Annotated in this window: 18 protein-coding genes and 3 tRNA genes; 12 read left to right on the top strand and 9 right to left on the bottom strand. The window is 55.7% G+C overall.

The window, feature by feature from the left end:
* Positions 1-178 precede the first annotated feature (178 nt).
* Positions 179-1,240 (bottom strand): histidinol-phosphate transaminase, encoded by a 1,062-nt coding sequence (hisC, locus tag HUO07_RS17895; RefSeq protein WP_176304690.1) that lies wholly within the window; start codon positions 1,238-1,240, stop codon positions 179-181.
* A 161-nt stretch (positions 1,241-1,401) separates the two neighbouring features.
* Here hisC and HUO07_RS17890 point away from each other — a divergent pair, with 161 nt between their 5' ends.
* The 4 genes from HUO07_RS17890 (at position 1,402) to mnmH (ending at position 5,555) form a co-directional block, all read left to right on the top strand.
* A complete protein-coding gene (locus HUO07_RS17890; protein WP_101146592.1) occupies positions 1,402-1,848 on the top strand; it encodes a copper resistance protein NlpE N-terminal domain-containing protein in 447 nt (148 codons plus the stop codon).
* Between the two features lie 157 nt (positions 1,849-2,005).
* Positions 2,006-3,376 carry a DNA repair protein RadA gene (gene radA / locus HUO07_RS17885; RefSeq protein WP_176304692.1) on the top strand — a complete coding sequence of 457 codons (1,371 nt, stop codon included), beginning with the start codon at positions 2,006-2,008 and terminating at the stop codon, positions 3,374-3,376.
* A 56-nt stretch (positions 3,377-3,432) separates the two neighbouring features.
* Positions 3,433-4,470, top strand: coding sequence for a selenide, water dikinase SelD (gene selD / locus HUO07_RS17880; RefSeq protein ID WP_176304689.1), 1,038 nt, complete (start codon positions 3,433-3,435; stop codon positions 4,468-4,470).
* Positions 4,467-5,555 (top strand): tRNA 2-selenouridine(34) synthase MnmH, encoded by a 1,089-nt coding sequence (gene mnmH / locus HUO07_RS17875; protein ID WP_176304688.1) that lies wholly within the window; start codon positions 4,467-4,469, stop codon positions 5,553-5,555. Before selD ends, mnmH begins: the two co-directional genes overlap by 4 nt.
* 18 nt (positions 5,556-5,573) lie before the next feature.
* Here mnmH and HUO07_RS17870 read toward each other — a convergent pair whose 3' ends face one another.
* Positions 5,574-6,263, bottom strand: a complete 690-nt coding sequence (locus tag HUO07_RS17870) for a type 1 glutamine amidotransferase (protein WP_176304687.1) — start codon at positions 6,261-6,263, stop codon at positions 5,574-5,576.
* Positions 6,264-6,386: 123 nt separating this feature from the next.
* On the opposite strand from HUO07_RS17870, the gene HUO07_RS17865 reads away from it, so the two are divergent.
* Positions 6,387-6,989, top strand: a complete 603-nt coding sequence (locus HUO07_RS17865; RefSeq protein ID WP_176304691.1) for a YjaG family protein — start codon at positions 6,387-6,389, stop codon at positions 6,987-6,989.
* 28 nt (positions 6,990-7,017) lie between these two features.
* Here the strand turns inward: HUO07_RS17865 and hisF are convergent, their stop codons facing one another.
* From hisF to hisB, 4 genes are all read right to left on the bottom strand, one after another.
* Positions 7,018-7,791, bottom strand: a complete 774-nt coding sequence (hisF, locus tag HUO07_RS17860; RefSeq protein ID WP_176304686.1) for an imidazole glycerol phosphate synthase subunit HisF — start codon at positions 7,789-7,791, stop codon at positions 7,018-7,020.
* Entirely contained in the window at positions 7,788-8,534 is a 747-nt protein-coding gene (gene hisA, locus HUO07_RS17855; protein ID WP_176304685.1) for a 1-(5-phosphoribosyl)-5-[(5-phosphoribosylamino)methylideneamino]imidazole-4-carboxamide isomerase, read from the bottom strand. Before hisA ends, hisF begins: the two co-directional genes overlap by 4 nt.
* A gap of 11 nt (positions 8,535-8,545) precedes the next feature.
* Positions 8,546-9,187, bottom strand: coding sequence for an imidazole glycerol phosphate synthase subunit HisH (hisH, locus tag HUO07_RS17850; RefSeq protein ID WP_176304684.1), 642 nt, complete (start codon positions 9,185-9,187; stop codon positions 8,546-8,548).
* A 64-nt stretch (positions 9,188-9,251) separates the two neighbouring features.
* The gene (gene hisB, locus HUO07_RS17845) at positions 9,252-9,845 is read right to left on the bottom strand and encodes an imidazoleglycerol-phosphate dehydratase HisB (RefSeq protein ID WP_176304683.1); all 594 of its coding nucleotides are present in this window, start codon (positions 9,843-9,845) and stop codon (positions 9,252-9,254) included.
* A 229-nt stretch (positions 9,846-10,074) separates the two neighbouring features.
* On the opposite strand from hisB, the gene HUO07_RS17840 reads away from it, so the two are divergent.
* The 7 genes from HUO07_RS17840 to HUO07_RS17810 all read left to right on the top strand — a co-directional run bounded on the left by HUO07_RS17840 (position 10,075) and on the right by HUO07_RS17810 (position 14,932).
* Entirely contained in the window at positions 10,075-10,557 is a 483-nt protein-coding gene (locus HUO07_RS17840) for a GNAT family N-acetyltransferase (RefSeq protein WP_008957627.1), read from the top strand.
* Positions 10,558-12,897 (top strand): AsmA family protein, encoded by a 2,340-nt coding sequence (locus HUO07_RS17835; RefSeq protein ID WP_176304682.1) that lies wholly within the window; start codon positions 10,558-10,560, stop codon positions 12,895-12,897. It abuts the gene before it with no gap.
* A gap of 95 nt (positions 12,898-12,992) precedes the next feature.
* A complete protein-coding gene (gene mutY / locus HUO07_RS17830; RefSeq protein ID WP_176304681.1) occupies positions 12,993-14,087 on the top strand; it encodes an A/G-specific adenine glycosylase in 1,095 nt (364 codons plus the stop codon).
* A gap of 48 nt (positions 14,088-14,135) precedes the next feature.
* Positions 14,136-14,411: an oxidative damage protection protein gene (locus tag HUO07_RS17825; protein ID WP_008957624.1), complete on the top strand. Its 276-nt coding sequence runs from the start codon at positions 14,136-14,138 to the stop codon at positions 14,409-14,411.
* Positions 14,412-14,627: 216 nt separating this feature from the next.
* Positions 14,628-14,703: transfer RNA gene (locus tag HUO07_RS17820), tRNA-Phe, on the top strand.
* Positions 14,704-14,709: 6 nt separating this feature from the next.
* Positions 14,710-14,784: transfer RNA gene (locus HUO07_RS17815), tRNA-Gln, on the top strand.
* A gap of 72 nt (positions 14,785-14,856) precedes the next feature.
* Positions 14,857-14,932 (top strand) — tRNA-Thr (locus tag HUO07_RS17810).
* Between the two features lie 279 nt (positions 14,933-15,211).
* On the opposite strand, the gene HUO07_RS17805 is transcribed toward HUO07_RS17810, so the two are convergent.
* Genes HUO07_RS17805 through HUO07_RS22285 form a run of 3 tightly spaced genes read right to left on the bottom strand, consistent with a single transcriptional unit; the run spans position 15,212 to position 16,629 of the window.
* Positions 15,212-15,676, bottom strand: coding sequence for a hypothetical protein (locus tag HUO07_RS17805; protein WP_176304680.1), 465 nt, complete (start codon positions 15,674-15,676; stop codon positions 15,212-15,214).
* Positions 15,677-15,692: 16 nt separating this feature from the next.
* Complete coding sequence (locus tag HUO07_RS17800; RefSeq protein ID WP_176304679.1) at positions 15,693-16,484, bottom strand: DNA adenine methylase; 792 nt, start codon at positions 16,482-16,484, stop codon at positions 15,693-15,695.
* The gene (locus HUO07_RS22285; RefSeq protein WP_176304678.1) at positions 16,477-16,629 is read right to left on the bottom strand and encodes a Com family DNA-binding transcriptional regulator; all 153 of its coding nucleotides are present in this window, start codon (positions 16,627-16,629) and stop codon (positions 16,477-16,479) included. The genes HUO07_RS17800 and HUO07_RS22285 overlap by 8 nt, the downstream gene beginning before the upstream one ends.
* Positions 16,630-16,751 lie beyond the last annotated feature (122 nt).

Here is a 16,751-nt window from a genome sequence, read left to right as displayed (position 1 = left end):
TGAAACCGCTTAGCGCCGATGGTAGTGTGGGGTCTCCCCATGCGAGAGTAGGTCATCGTCAGGCACCTATACCACGAAGAACCCAGCCACCCGGCTGGGTTTTTTGTTGCGTGGAAGAAAGGCAGCCGATAAAAAAGGCGGCTTGCGCCGCCCAGGTAAAGACTTACAAATGAAGAGATTAAACGCAGATCGTCTCTAGCGCTTCAATCAGGCTGTCCATTTCATCATCGGTGCCGATGGTGATACGTAGGAAGTTACTGAGGTCTGAAGTATTAAAATGGCGCACCAGAATGCCCCTCTCGCGTAGGCCAGCAAATAGCTGCGCGCCCTCGTAGTCAGGGTGTTGGGCAAGCACGAAGTTAGCTTTAGAGGGCAGCACTTCAAACCCTAACGCTTCGAGGCGTTGGCGAGTACGTTCACGAGTAGTAATGACATGCTCGCGGCAGGCTTCGAAATGCTCGACATCTTTCAGAGCGGCGATGCCTACTAAGCTTGCCAGGCTATCCACTGGGTAAGAGTTGAAAGAGTCTTTTACCCGCAGCAGGCCATCAATCAATTCCTCTGAGCCTACCGCATAACCCAACCGCAAGCCTGCCAAACTGCGCGACTTAGAAAACGTACCGGTGACAAGTAGGTTAGGGTAGCGATCAATCAGCGTTACAGCACTCTCTGCGCCGAAATCGACATACGCCTCGTCCACCAGTACTACTCGATCTGTGACGCGCTTAAGCAGCGCCTCTATTGCTGCGAGCGAGTGAGCGTGTCCGGTAGGGGCATTTGGATTAGCGAAAATAACGCCGCTTCGGTTGGTATTCGCCGCCAGCGCATCAATATCGACTTCCCACTGCTTATTGAGCGGATGCTTACGCAGCTCAACGCCATAAAGATTGGCGTAAACAGGGTAAAAGCTATAGGTAATGGCAGGCACATCAAGCGGCGCCTGATGGCGAAAGAAGGCCTGAAAAGCGAATGCCAGCACTTCATCGGAACCGTTACCGACAAACACCTGGCTGCTGGCTACATTAAGCGTCTCTGCCAGTGCTTCACGCAGTGCTTTAGAGGTAGGGTCAGGGTAGAGACGCAAATGGTCTGTAGCATAATCGCGCAGTGCCTTACCAACGCCTGGAGCAGGTGGGTAAGGGTTTTCATTGGTATTGAGTTTAACAAGCTTCTCGCGTGGTTGCTCACCGGGCACGTAAGGCGTAAGTTCGCGAACGGCCGGACTCCAGTATTGGCTCATGAGGGTAACCTGATTATCCTAGCAAGGTATGCCATGGTCGCTTGAAGGCCAACTCAGCGCAAGCATTCGCGTCGCTAGGGGTGTGCGTCGCACCTTGTAGCGGTTATGCTGTCACAAGTGCGCGTAAATAAATGCCCAACACGAGATGAAGGAGACACTCTATGCAACTTAAGAGTTTGCTAGCCGGTTCGGCTATGTTGGCACTATTAGCTGGCTGTGCAAGCGGTCCGATGGAACAGCAGCAAGAGGAAGCAGCGACCGCACAGGCTAATTACCAAGGCTCGCTACCTTGCCGCAACTGCGATGGTATCGATCTGGATGTCACGATGATGGGTGAAGAGATGAGCGCAGCGGAAGAGCGCACTTTCACGCTGAACGCTACCTACCGGAACCACCCACAAACACCCCCGGATGAAAACTATGCGGGTAATTGGGAAGTGCTGACCGGTACGCCGTCTGACCCAGACGCCACCGTTTATGAGCTGACACCGGATGGCGATGGCCAAATCTATTACTTCATGCGTATTGATGAGAGCACGCTGGAATTGATTGACCCAGAACGTCGTCGTTTTGAAAACGGTGAAATGCTGCAGCTAAAGCGCCAATAACGCGCTAGTCAGCAGTATCAAAGGCGGCCACTGGCCGCCTTTTGTGTTTGTCGGGGCAAGGCCTGACGCGAGTGGCAATGGTTAGTGGCTGTTAATGCAGGTGGCAACGTAGTGAATGTTGTCAAATAGCGATAGCAACAGTAGGAGTGTAATGGCAGTGGCCAAAGCTAAAAGCGCCTTTGTATGCACTGAGTGCGGTGCTGAATATCGCAAATGGCAAGGGCAGTGCAGTAGTTGCCAAGAGTGGAACACCCTAAGCGAGGTGCGTTTAGAGAGTGCACGCCCTGGTGGCGGAGCAACCTCTGGGCGCTCAGGCTACACAGGTGATCTCTCGCGAGAAGTGATCGATCTTGGCAATGTTGATCTCAGCGAGGTTCCTCGCATGAGTTCCACGTTCGCTGAGTTTGACCGCGTGTTAGGCGGCGGGCTGGTACCCGGCTCGGCAGTTCTGTTGGGCGGAAATCCAGGTGCAGGTAAATCGACGCTACTGCTACAAACGGCCTGTAAGCTAGCCCAGCAGAGACGCATACTCTATGTGACGGGGGAGGAGTCGCTCTCTCAAGTAGCTATGCGAGCCCACCGCCTGCAACTGCCTACCAACGGTTTAAAAATGCTGGCCGAGACCAGTGTGGAAACCATTCTGGCGGTATCTGAGCGTGAAAAGCCGGAAATCCTGGTAATCGACTCGATCCAAACTATGCATCTGGAAGACATTAGCTCAGCGCCTGGTGGCGTTGCTCAGGTGCGCGAGTCAGCCGCCGCGTTAACGCGCTTTGCCAAGAAGACCAATACCGTTCTGTTATTAGTGGGACACGTGACCAAAGACGGTTCGCTGGCGGGTCCTAAAGTCCTTGAGCATATGATTGATGCGTCGCTGTTATTAGAAGGCGGCGCAGACTCACGCTTTCGCACCCTACGTGGTCAGAAAAACCGCTTTGGTGCCGTTAACGAGCTGGGTGTTTTCGCGATGCTTGAGCAGGGCCTTAAAGAAGTCAAAAACCCCAGCGCGATCTTTCTCTCCCGCCAAGAAGTGCAAGCGCCCGGCAGCTTGGTGATGGTGGTTTGGGAGGGCACGCGGCCAATTCTGGTCGAGGTGCAGGCACTGGTAGATGAGTCTGCGCTTGGCAATCCCCGCCGGGTAGCTGTCGGCGTTGATCAAAATCGCCTGGCCATGCTGTTGGCAGTGCTCAACCGCCACGGTGGTCTGTTTACCGGTGACCAAGACGTATTCCTGAACGTTGTCGGTGGTGTCAAAGTGCTTGAAACCAGCGCTGATTTGGCAGTACTGCTGGCAGTAGTATCTAGCCTGCAAAACCGTGCACTGCCCAAAGAGTTAGTGGTGTTCGGTGAGGTTGGGCTTTCCGGCGAAATACGCCCAGTGCCTAGTGGGCAGGAGCGCATTAGTGAGGCTGCCAAGCACGGTTTTCTGCGTGCCATCGTGCCGCGGGCCAATGCACCCAAGCAGGCGCCAAAAGGCATGGAAGTGATCGCCGTGGATAAGCTCAGCGATGCGCTGGAAGCACTGTAGCATGTGCCATACTGCGTTAAACTGAAGATATCCCCTAAGTGCCAAGGAGAGACACGATGAGTTCGATTCGCTTGACCCAGTATAGCCACGGCGCCGGCTGCGGCTGCAAAATTGCCCCGGACGTGCTGGATGGGATTCTAGCCAAAGCGGGGCCAGCTGCGGGCCATAAGCAGCTTATTGTCGGCAATCAAGGACGCGAAGATGCTGCCGTGTATGATCTGGGCGATGGCCGCGGCATGATTGCCACCACGGATTTCTTCATGCCGATTGTTGATGATCCCTTTGATTTTGGGCGTATCGCGGCGACCAATGCGATCAGCGATGTTTACGCCATGGGCGGTACGCCGGTAATGGCGTTAGGCATTCTAGGCTGGCCGCTGGATAAGCTTAGCGCTGAAGTGGCTGGTGATGTCATGGCCGGAGCCCAGGCGGTATGCCGCGAATTAGGCGTTGCCCTGGCCGGTGGTCACTCTATTGATGCCCCAGAGCCCATTTTCGGGTTGGCCGTTAACGGCTTGGTCGATCTAGACAAGCTCAAGCTTAATAGCACCGCCAAACCTGGTGATCTGCTGTTCTTAACCAAGCCGCTGGGTATCGGTATGTTAACCACCGCAGAAAAGCGCGGCTTACTGGAAATGGGCCACCATGGCCTTGCCCGCGAAACCATGCTCAAGCCCAACAGCATTGGCGTGAAACTTGCCGATGTGAAAGGGGTAAACGCCATGACTGATGTGACCGGTTTTGGCTTGGCCGGCCATCTTGCGGAAATGTGCCAGGCCAGTAATGTGATGGCCCAGATTGATTTTCGTAAGCTGCCGCGCTTAGCCGAGGCAGAGTCCTACCGACGCCAAGGCGCGGTGCCAGGCGGTACGCTACGCAACCGTGATGCGCTAGGAGAGAGCTTGCCCGCCATGGATGAAGCCCACTGGCAGTGGCTGTGTGATCCACAAACCTCTGGCGGACTGCTAATTAGTGTCGATCCTGCCTGGGAAGATGACGTTGAGCGCATTGGCCGTGAATTCGGCCTGTCGTTACAGTCATTCGGGGTAATGACAGCGCGCCAAGGTAAAGCCTCTATTGAGGTGGTCGGGTGACACTGGCGACCACACCGGCAGTATTAAATTTACTCAAAGAGGAGCGGCCGCTTATTGATGTGCGCGCCCCGGTCGAGTTTGCCCAGGGTGGGCTGCCGGGGGCCGTCAATCTGCCGTTAATGATTGATGATGAGCGTCATCAGGTAGGTATCGCCTATAAACGGCAGGGCCAAGCCGCGGCGATTGCGTTAGGCGAACGCTTAGTCAGCGGTGAGGTCAAGCAAGCTCGAATTGCAGCGTGGCAGGCTTATTTAGCCGAGCATCCAGATGCATTGATTTATTGCTTTCGTGGTGGGCTGCGCTCACAAATTGCTCAGCAGTGGTTAGAAGAGGCAGGCATCTCAAGACCACGCGTGGAGGGTGGTTGGAAAGCCATGCGCCAAGCGCTATGTGAGCGTATTGAGAGCGCCGCGCTGCAGCCGATGTTGGTGGTCGCAGGGCTGACTGGGTGTGCAAAAACCACGCTGATTAATCAGCTCGATAACGGCGTTGATCTGGAAGCCTTCGCGCACCATAAAGGCTCCGCCTTCGGACGCAGGCCCGAAGAGCCTGCCACACAAATCAATTTTGAGCATGCGCTGGCTAAACGATTAATCAGCTTAACTGAAGGGCTGGTTATCGAAGACGAGTCCCGCCAGATTGGTAGTGCAAATATTCCCTTGAGCTTCTGGCGAGCATTGCAGCAAGCGCCTCGTGTGCGTATCGAAATGCCGCTGGATTGGCGCCTTGCTCAAATTCAGCAGGATTACATTATCGATTTAGAGCAGGCCTATGCTGCTCGCTATGGTGCCTATCAGGGCTGGCAATTGATGCAGGCGCAGTTAAGTAATGCGCTGATCCGTCTGGGCAAGCGCTTGGGTAATGCACGGCTGCAGCGTTTGCAGCGGCTTCAGGCACTGGCGTTTAACGAACATGCCCACGGCAACCCCCAGGCCCATGAAGCGTGGCTCGCGCCACTGCTGACCGAGTATTACGACCCGCTCTACCGCTATCACTTAGACAAGCAGCGCGAGACCACACCACCAGAAATCCATGTCGGTGATTGGGAGAGCTGCCTGGCCGTTGCCAGGCAGTGGAACCGATAATCGCTGCATGCGCTGCTGTTAGTCCGTTCTTAACCACTGGGTCATCACGCGGTCAAGCAGCGGTGCTAGATGAATAAAGCGATTGGCATCCTCAAGAATTTCCGCATCGTCCTGAACATAGCGGGCGGCTGCAGGGGAGGCGCTGGGCCGCTCGGTCTTGCTCAGCAGGTGGTTAACGCTGGCAGGCGTGGCTTCCAAATGGCATAGCAGGCTGACGACGCGGCCTCCATCCCAGGTAAACCCCTGCAGCGGTGCTGCTTCACTGCCCCCCAGGGAAAAGGCATCATCGGGCAAGCTGAAGACATAACGATGCCACATAAAGGCGCTGAACGACTCGGGCAAATCCAGTGAGCTTTCCGGTGCCAGGTTGACCGTATGCCAGCCTGTTTCAGCGTAAGTGCCGGGGGCTACCACTGCGCCGAGTGCTTGCGCTATCCAGTGAGCGCCAATGCCAATCCCCAATAATGGTTTTTGGCCATCCAGGTAGCGGTTGATCAGTTTATCTTCAGCTTTAAACCACGCTGGTGGTTGGCTGAGTAGCGTCTCAGGCCCATCAAGTACAATCAATGCATCAGACTCGTTTGGGCGGGGCGTTAACTCGCCAGCATAGAGATGAAAAATGGTGTAACTATGGCCCATACTGGTTAGCCAGTCGGTTAAACGGGCGGGGCCATGGTCAGGGCCGTGCTGTAGCAGATGAATATGCATGGTAATCTCCTCGCCGGCCGTACAATCATCAAAGCGTTAGGGGATCGCCCCAAGCGCAGAGAGACGATAACGTACCCGCCACATTTCACCAATATCCCACGTAAAGCGATCCAGGAAATCAGTATGGTGCCGAAACCTCAGGGCTTTTATTTACGGCTGCAAGAACTCCCACTACCGGCCCAGCAAGCCTTTATGGCGGCGCTGTGTGAGCGTTTGCTGCCTAACTATGTGCTGTATGAGCAAACCACAGGACAGGGCGATAGCCATACGCTGCGTACCGTGGTGAGTTTGGTGTGGGAACGGCTTAATGTGCCCAACGCCAGTATCGACTTTGCTCGCCAGGCGGAGAAGCTCGCCGAATGTGAGCCTTCCGAAGAGGATGACAGCTTTGGTGCTCGGCGTGCGCTGGATGCTGTGGTATCGGTCTCGGCACTGCTGGACACCCTGCAAGGCGACTCCCCAGAGGCCGTGCTGGATGTTAGCCGCACATCCCGAGCGGGCGTGCGCGCTTTTATAGAGCTCACTGAAGGCGAAGTTGACGCACAGAAACTGGCGCTAATTATTCGCGACCACCCGTTGATGGCCGACGAGAACGACTTTCAGGATGCGGTATTGGAAATGGTCAGCGAACCGTTGGATAAAGCGGCACTAAAAGAGGTGCGTGAATTAGGGCGCAACGGTGGGATCAGTAATCTTGGCTTATCGCTTGAAGATACCGGGGCTTAAGGCCCCGGCAGGCTTACGTATTAGAAATTTATAAGCGCATCTCGATCCCGCGTTCGGCCATGTAGCGCTTTGCTTCAGGGATGGTGTATTCGCCAAAGTGGAAAATACTGGCGGCCAGCACGGCGTCGGCACCACCTTTCAGCACGCCATCCACCAGGTGATTCAGGTTGCCTACACCGCCAGAGGCAATCACCGGCACGCTCACCGCTTCTGAAATCGCGTGGGTCACGCCCAGGTCAAAGCCAATCTTGGTGCCGTCGCGATCCATGCTGGTGAGCAGCAGTTCGCCCGCTCCGAATTCCACCATCTTCTTCGCCCACTCAACGGCGTCGAGGCCCGTTGGGCGGCGACCACCGTGGGTGAAAATCTCCCAGCGGGGCGTTTCACCCTCTTTAGAGACGCGCTTGGCATCGATCGCCACCACAATGCACTGGCTACCGAAACGCTCAGCAGCTTCGCGCACAAACTCAGGGTTGGTGACCGCGGCGGTGTTGATGGAGACTTTATCCGCTCCAGCGTTCAGCATGGTGCGAATGTCGTCACAGCTGCGAATGCCGCCGCCGACGGTCAGCGGAATAAACACTTCGCCCGCAATGCGTTCAACCATCTCTACCGTCGTATCGCGGTCTTCGTGGCTAGCGGTAATATCGAGAAAGGTAATCTCGTCGGCGCCCTGCTGGTTATAGCGCTGGGCAATCTCTACCGGGTCACCGGCATCGCGAATGCCGACAAAGTTAACGCCTTTGACCACGCGTCCGGCGTCTACATCCAGGCAGGGGATAATGCGTTTGGTAAGGCTCATGAACCGCCTCCCGTCAGTTGGTCGCTTAACCGCTGTGCTTCGGCGACATCCAGGCTGCCTTCGTAAATTGCCCGGCCAGTAATCGCGCCCAGAATGCCGCTATCGGCAACTGCGCAGAGTGCTTTGATGTCGCCCAGATTGGTCACACCACCTGACGCAATCACCGGTAAGCCGCCTTCGCGCGCTAGGGCCGCGGTGGCCTCTACGTTAACGCCTTGCATCATGCCGTCGCGGGCAATGTCGGTGTAGACGATACTGGAGACACCATCGTTGGCAAAACGCTTGGCCAGTTCGGTGGCTTTGATCGTGGAGACCTCTGCCCAGCCGTCGGTGGCGACATAGCCATCTTTGGCATCAAGCCCAACAATCACATGGCCGGGGAAGGCGCGACACATTTCACCCACGAAGTCGGGCTCTTTTACTGCCTTGGTACCGATGATCACGTAGGAGACACCGGCACTTAAATAGTGCTCGATGGTTTCCGCACTGCGAATGCCGCCTCCAATTTGAATCGGCAGATTCGGGTAGGCCCGGGCAATAGCGGTCACGGCGTCACCGTTCACCGGCTTGCCTTCAAAAGCACCGTTCAAATCAACTAAGTGAAGCCGGCGGGCGCCAGCTTCCACCCAGCGTGCGGCCATCGCCACTGGATCATCGCCGTAGGAGGTCGCATCTTCCATGCGACCCTGCTTCAACCGGACACACTGGCCGTCTTTGAGATCAATAGCGGGAATTACCAACATACAAAATCCTCTCAGGGCGTCCAGGTGACAAAGTTTTCAAGCAGGCGAAGGCCCGCACGGGAGCTTTTTTCCGGGTGAAACTGCACCGCGAAGGTCGAGTCACGACCAATCGTGACATGGGCGCTTACCTTGCCGTATTGGGTCGTACCAAACACCTGGGCGTCGTCATCCGCATTCACGTAATAGCTGTGCACGAAGTAGAAGTGTTCACGATTATCAATACCTGCCCACAGAGGGTGTTCGTGATGCTGCTCGACCACATTCCAGCCCATGTGCGGTACTTTCAAACGCTGCTCGTGGGCGTCGCGCATATCACCAGGGAAACGGTCCACGCTGCCTTTAAAAAAGCCCAGGCACTCAACGCCGCCATTCTCTTCACTGCGCTCCAGCAACATCTGCTGACCCACGCAGATACCCAGCAGTGGCTTAGCCTGGCGGGTTAAAATATCGTCTACCAGCCCGCGTAACTCGGTGCGCTCAAGTTCGCCAACGCAGTCACGAATAGCTCCCTGACCAGGTAGCACCAAGCGCGTCGCGCCAAGAATACGTCGAGGGTCGCGGGTGATGACTACATTCTCATGCGTCACATGCTCCAGCGCCTTGGCCACGGAATGCAGGTTGCCCATTCCATAGTCGATCACAGCAATGGTCATGAAGCGCTCCTTGTGGAGATAGAAGGAAAGTTGCTAGAGGCATCGCTCGTCGCATAGCGCAGCATCACAGGCTCCCTTTGGTGGAAGGCATTTGGCCTGCCATACGCGGGTCTTCCGCCACGGCCATACGTAGCGCTCGGCCGAATGCTTTAAAAATTGTTTCCGCTTGATGGTGAGCATTAAAGCCTTTGAGGTTGTCGATATGCAGCGACACGCGAGCGTGATTGACGAAGCCCTGGAAAAACTCCCAGAACAGCTGAGTGTCCAAGCTACCGATGGTATCGCGGGTGAACTCAACATTCATGTAAAGCCCCGGCCGGCCGGAAAAGTCGATCACCACCCGAGAGAGTGCTTCATCAAGGGGTACGTAGGCGTGACCATAGCGGTAAATGCCGCGCTTATCGCCAATGGCTTCAAAAAAAGCTTGGCCTAGCGTAATACCCAGGTCTTCTACGGTATGGTGGTCGTCAATATGCAGGTCGCCAGTGGCATTGATGTCGAGATCGATCATCCCATGGCGGGCAACTTGATCAAGCATATGATCCAAAAACGGAACGCCGGTTTGGCAGCTAAGACGGCCTTCGCCGTCGAGATTGACGCTGACCTTGATCTGGGTTTCGTTGGTGTCACGGCTAACCGTGGCAATACGCGCTGACATGTTGCATCTCCTGCGCTAAGGCGCACTCTGGGGGATTACCCTGAGGAACGATCCTGTGAAATGGCCGGTGGCTTTGTATCAACTTACCACTGTGGATCAGGGCATAACCTGTGGCGAAACGACCATTATAGTGAATTGGCGCCCTCATCCGCTACAATGCGCGAAATGTAGCTGCAATCAATTGCGGCAGAAATAGCAGCCAGGCTGCTTTGGCGAAGAGGATTTCACCATGCCGGTGACACTGCACCACGTCGACCAGGCCCGTTGGGAAGCCGATGAGCAAGTGCGCCTTGACCTAATGCGCATTTATGAGGATGCGCCCCAAGAGCGCATGCCCACCCCAACGGTTGAGCCATTTATTGAACAACATTTTAAAGGTCAGCATTTTTTTGCCTGCGCCCATTTCAATGATCGGCTGCTGGGGGCTGTCGCCGTGCAAGAAGGCGAAGACCGGGCGTGGTGGCTATCTGAGCTCTGCGTGCGCAAAACCACGCGCCGCCGTGGCGTCGGTTCGCGCTTAATGGCGCTGCTTGGCGAGCAAGCCAAACAGGAAGGCCGTGTGTTGCGGATAGAAACTTCCACCTTGCCATTGGCTGACCGCGTGCTGCTTTCCAAATTAGGCTACCGGCCTATGACCAATCCAGAAACGCCAGTGCCGGGAATGCCCGCCACCAGCGATTTTGTTGAGTTAGACCCACAAGGGAAAGGGTAAATGAAACAGCTATTACGTATTTTGCTAGCAGCGGTCGGTATTCTTGCCATCGTCGCCGTCGCCGCCGTGGTGTATGTCACCACTTTCCTGGATCCCGAAGATTTCAAACCGCGTTTAACGGCTGTCGTGGAAGAGCAAACCGGGCTCAATCTTGCACTGGAAGGTCCCATCACGTGGTCATTCTACCCTCGTATCGGTGTGAGTGTAGAACAGGCCCGTGCTTGGCTGCCCGAGCAAGCTGAAGAGAGCGCCGCCTTCGCCGCCATTGATCGTGCCGAAGTCAGCGTGGCATTCGGTCCGCTACTGCGTGGCGAAATCGCTGTAGACGGTCTAACGCTGGACGGTATGCGCCTTAATTTAGAGCGCGACGCTCAAGGCGAAGGCAACTGGGAACCCTTGCTGGAGCGCCTCTCCGAACATAACGACGGCACCGCAGAAACGGTGCTGGCGCCTGCCAGTGCGGGACCCAACGCCGATGCCGGTAGCTTGGCGGTGGTGCTAAGCATTGCTAGTGTCGAAGTGAAGAACGCTGACATTCGCTTCCGGGACGCACAAACCGAAGCCTTATGGCGCATGCAGCAACTAAATATCTCCGGCAGTAACGTCAACCCAGTGCGGCCCTTCCCGCTTAAGGCCATGTTTACGCTGACCAAGCATAACCGGCTGGATGCCGAAGTGCTGGAGCGTACCCCTGACCTGAGCAGCGAGATCAATCTCGAAACCCGCGTGCGGCTTGGTTTGGCCGATGAGCTTTTCGTGCTGGAAAATATGGCGCTAACCACGCGAACGACGCAAGGCGCAGAGAGCGAACCACAACAGCTCAGCTTAAAAGCGGCTGAACTGGTCGCCCGCATGGGGGAGCAACAGCTTTCGATCACAGAAGGGGTGCTTGAAGCAGGCCTGCGCAACGCGGATAACTGGCAAGGTAGCCTGGCGCTGGCACTTGCCTTTGGCCTGGAGAGTGATTGGCAAGCACAAACGGCGCAGTTAAAAGACCTGCAGCTCACCGGGCCGGATGGCCTAAAAGTTAGTGGTCACCTCAATGTTGAGCAACTGCGTGATGCCCCACGCTATCGCGGCCAGTTAACCGCGGCCCCGTTTACGCTGCGCCCCTGGCTGGCTCGCGCTGGCGTTACGCTCACCACAGCGGGCGAGGCCGCACTTAGCGATGTGGCCATGACCAGCCCTATTGAAGGCGATGTTGAGCAACTCTCTTTGCCGAGCCTCTCGTTGGTGGTCGATGACAGCACCTTTACTGGCGAGCTGACCGCCGCTTTGGATGGCTCGCGGCTGGCGTTCGATTTAGCCGGTGATCAATTGGATCTGGATCGCTATCTACCCGGTGCCGCTACCGCCGAGCAGGCTAGCCGTAGCTTGCTGCGTAAAGCCTTTGCCCAGGATTCCAGCACATTAGTGCCGCAATCGCTTCTTACTCGGTTGTCACTTGAGGGTGATTTAAGCGTCGATAACCTCGTCTTGGCAGGATTAACGTTCAATAATCCTAGCTTACAACTGCGTGGTGACGACGGCATTCACCGGCTAACGGCATTTGAGTCGGGCTTCTACGAAGGTGAACTCAGCGCTACCGGTCAAGTCAATGCCACGGGCTCTATTCTGGAATGGGCGCTTTCGCCAACCATTAACAGCGTTCAGGTGGCACCGTTGATAGAAGCCATCAGCGAAGGAGAGGAGCCGTCACCACTGCGCGGTCGCTTTAATTTATCTGGCGGCCTTACGAGTCAAGGCAATAGCCGCGAAGCGCTCATCAGCAATCTTAATGGGGAGTTGACGGCTCGCCTGAACGATGGGGCTATTTTAAATACCAACATTTCCCAGCAAATGTGTGAACTGGTAGCCCAGTTAGAAGGTGAGGGCACGCTGCGCGAATGGCACACTGATACCCGCTTTGAGCGTTTCGATGCCACCTTCCAAATCAGCAATGGTTTAGTCGAGAGCGACGATCTACTGATCACTCTGCCCGGTATTGATGTTCAGGGAGAAGGCGAACTCAATCTTACCAGTATGAATTTCAACACCCAGGCGAATGCCCGCTTAGTAGACACCGCCGACGCGGCTTGTGAGGTGAATCCCCGCTTGGAACAACTGCCGCTGCCCGTTCGCTGTGAAGGACATTTAGGCGGTGAGCGCACTGAGTGGTGCCGTTTTGATCGTGAAACATTCCAGGCGGCGGTAGTCGACCTGCTGCGCAACGAAGCTGGCGAGCGCGTCAATGAAGAGCTGGAGGAGCGTTTAGGCGATACATTGGACCAGTTGGATGAGCGGTTAGGTGAAGGCGCTGGAAAGGAGCTGCGTGACGGGCTGCGCGGCCTGTTTAACTGAGCATTCTCACCTGAGCCGATAAGTGCTGCGCCGGCCTAACCGCCGGCGCTTTTTTATTAGTCCCTTTGATACCCCTTTCTGTTTAAGGAGCGTGCATGGCAGATATGCCCAAACCGCGGCTGGCGGCAGACGAATTTCAACAACGCCTACTGGCTTGGTTCGACCGTTATGGCCGTCACGACCTGCCGTGGCAGTCGCCGCGCAGCGCCTATCGCGTCTGGGTGTCGGAAATCATGCTGCAGCAGACCCAAGTCACCACCGTCATTCCTTACTTCGAGCGTTTTATGGCGCGCTTTCCCACTCTGGAGGCACTCGCTACTGCGCCGCAGGATGAAGTGCTGCATCTCTGGACAGGGCTTGGCTACTACGCCCGTGCGCGCAACTTGCATCAAGCCGCCCAAGTTGCGTTGGCGGAGCATGATGGCGAACTGCCAACAGACAGTATTGACGAATTGGTGGCACTGCCCGGCATTGGCCGTTCCACCGCAGGCGCTGTCATTGCGCAAAGTACAGGGGAACGGGCCGCGATCCTGGATGGCAACGTAAAGCGCTCGCTCACCCGGCTGCATGCGCTGCCCGGCTGGCCGGGTAAGCCTGCAGTTGAACGGCAGCTTTGGGCGCTGGCCGAGTACTATACGCCAACAGCGCGGCTGGCGGATTATACCCAAGCGATCATGGATTTTGGCGCCACGCTATGCAAACGCAGCAAGCCGGATTGCCCAAGCTGCCCGTTTAACGATGTCTGTTTGGCCTATGCGCGGGGTGAGCCCCAGCGCTATCCGGAATCCAAACCGAAAAAGGCGCTGCCCACCCGGCAGACCATCATGCTGATGCTGCGCGATCCGGAAGGCCGGGTATGGCTGGAAAAGCGCCCTCCTAGCGGTTTATGGGGTGGGTTATGGGGCCTGCCGCAGTTTGACAAGCACAGCGAACTCAACGACTGGTTGGAAGCTCATGTCGTTAACCCCGCGCGCGAACGTGCGGCGCCCAGTTTTCACCATACGTTCAGCCATTTTCGCCTGGAAATTACCCCGCAGCCCGTGACCTGCGATAGGCTGGGTGGTGTACGCGAAAGTGGCGTATGGTACGACATCAACCATCCGCCCGCGCTGGGCTTGGCAGCCCCGGTTAAAGCGCTGCTCAGCCAGCTAACGCCATTTACCCTCAATCCCACCCCAGGCCACGCCTAAGCGTTATCTGGGGCTATAAGTAGCCAGTCACTGCAAGAGGAGTACGTTATGAGTAACACGGTTTTTTGCCGCAAGTACCAGAAAGAGCTTGAAGCGCTGCCATTCCCGCCCTTGCCGGGCAAGCAGGGCCAGGAGATTCAGGCGACTGTTTCCAAGCCCGCCTGGGAAGCCTGGCAGTCGCTGCAAACTCGTTTGATCAATGAGAAACACCTCAACATGCTCGACCCTGAATCCCGTGCGTACTTAATGGAGCAGATGCAGCGCTTCCTGGACAATCAGGAAACCGACCAGGCCGAAGGGTATGTACCGCCCACTCAGGCATGACTTTGAAGGTTGGCTGTCGCTTTTCTGCCATGTGAAAAGCAGGACAACTGACTTGTAATGAGTAGGGCCAGGCCTAGGTGCGAAAGGCCCGTAGCGTATGCTTCTCACCGCGCCGAGTGTAGAACAGAACACCCCTAAGCATCCGTATCGCAAGAAAGTTTCACAAAGGTGTTGACGAAAAGCGGCGTTTTTAGTTTAATACGCACCGTTGGCAGCGGCCAGATAGCTCAGTTGGTAGAGCAGGGGATTGAAAATCCCCGTGTCGGCGGTTCGATTCCGTCTCTGGCCACCACACTGCTGGGGTATCGCCAAGTGGTAAGGCACCGCTTTTTGGTAGCGGCATTCCCAGGTTCGAATCCTGGTACCCCAGCCATTGCCAACAAGATTTCTTGTTGATTGCAAAGCCTAACAGCGAAGCAATCATGTTCTCAAGAAAACGTGAAGCGCCGACATAGCTCAGTTGGTAGAGCAACTGACTTGTAATCAGTAGGTCCCGGGTTCGACTCCTGGTGTCGGCACCACTAAAAAAGTGGTTAAAAGTTAAGCGTTAGAGAATTAGATTAAGCCGTCCGAAAGGGCGGCTTTTTCGTATGTGCCTACAAAGTGGCTACGCTAGGTTACCCACACCCTCTGTTTTTATCAGGGTGTGGATAAAAGGCTGTACAGCGGTGTATTTCTGTCAGGGTCTGTGCCTTAGTGTAACCGCGCGATAGATTTGGCACAGCCTCGCGCTTACTTTGGCATCAGCGTAATCGGCTATTAAAGCCTTCCTTTGCGGTATCTTTGGCATACCCAACTGATCACCACGGATCGTTGTAGGTAGGCCCTGAACTCATCGCAAAACCGGGGTGCCTCTGGAAGTCTGCTACCGTCCTGCAAGTCGGGCAGTAATAACTATAATCACCTTCCTGAAGAGTAGATCGTAGACCCTCTTCACGGCATTTGACGCAGATGGCATGCGCTGGCTTATCTTCGTTCACATACTCTTCCTTGAGCTCGTATATGTAGTGCCCTACTGGAGTCTTGCAAAGACGATACTGATCGAAACGCTCTTCTTTGCTTAGCTTGCTTTTAAGCTCCCTATTTTCGTCAATTAGCCGGTGATGCTCTGTGAGTAGGTCGAGGAGATCGGATTGCGCTGTTGTCAGCTTGCCCATGATGTCGCTCATTGCTGCATTGAGCTGAGCACGGTCATTCACGTCTTTGGCATTACGTGCTAGGTCAAGCGCTCCCTTAACTGCTGTTACTGCTGCTCCGATCTCCATACTGTCCCCTTAATTGTTAAAACAACCCCGCTGGCTCTTCATCCACATCCCAGCTGAAGATCAACACCTCTTTGGCGTCTGAGCCTTTGCCGCCGCCGACGGTGTAACGGATGTCGGTGGTTTCGATGTGGTAGTCCTTGAAGATCCGGCGGATGTCTGGGTGGTCGTTTAGGCTGATGATGGCCTTGCCTTTGAGCTTGGCCAGCATGCGCGCCATTTCCTCGTACTGTTCTATGCCAAAGGGTACCCCATATCCTTCTGTCTGCCAGTAGGGCGGGTCCATATAAAAGAGGGTGTGGGGACGGTCGTAGCGTTCAATGCAGTCCTGCCAGCTTAGGTGCTCTATATAGGTACTGGATAATCGTAGGTGCGCGGCGGATAGCGATTCTTCCAGCCGTAGCAGGTTTAAGCCTGGCGTCGTGGTGGTAGCGGTGCCAAAGCTTTGGCCTTCAATACGGGCACCGAAGGCGTTTTGCTGTAGGTAGTAGAAGCGGGCCGCCCGCTGGATGTCAGTAAGCGTCTCGGGCCGCGTCATCTTAGCCCACTCGAACACCTGTCGGCTGGTGAGCGCCCACTTGAACTGCCGAACGAATTCTTCAAGGTGGTTCTGCACCACGCGATACAGGTTAACCAGGTCGCCGTTGACGTCGTTGAGCACCTCGACCTCGGCGGGCGTTGGCCGCAGGAAATAGAGCGCTGCACCGCCTGCAAAGGGCTCTACATAGCATTGGTGTGGCGGCATCAGCGCAAAGATTTTGTCCGCAAGGCGGCGCTTGCCGCCCATCCAGGGAATGATTGGGTTAGCCACGAGGCTTCTCCTTTGGTGGTTCGGAGCTCGTGGCTCTCTGCTGATTTAAGTGCTTACAACGCGGGCACTTTATTTCGATGAATTGATAGTCGCTGGCGGTGGCCAGCTTGCGGCTGCACTGTTTACAACGGATTTCAGTTAACACTCTGTCAAGCCTATAACGAATCTAACGTTTGGCTTAGACTCTCTAACGCCTCGCGAGGCGGGGGAGTCTTGGCCGACTTGCAGGTGTGTGCTGCTTGTTGGTGGCTACCGGTGGTGTGTCCG

It is taken from the genome of Vreelandella maris, from assembly GCF_013371085.1.
GTDB classification, from domain to species: domain Bacteria; phylum Pseudomonadota; class Gammaproteobacteria; order Pseudomonadales; family Halomonadaceae; genus Vreelandella; species Vreelandella maris.
The sequence above is the reverse complement of the archived record's forward strand: the minus strand, read 5'-3'. Positions and strand labels throughout refer to the sequence as shown.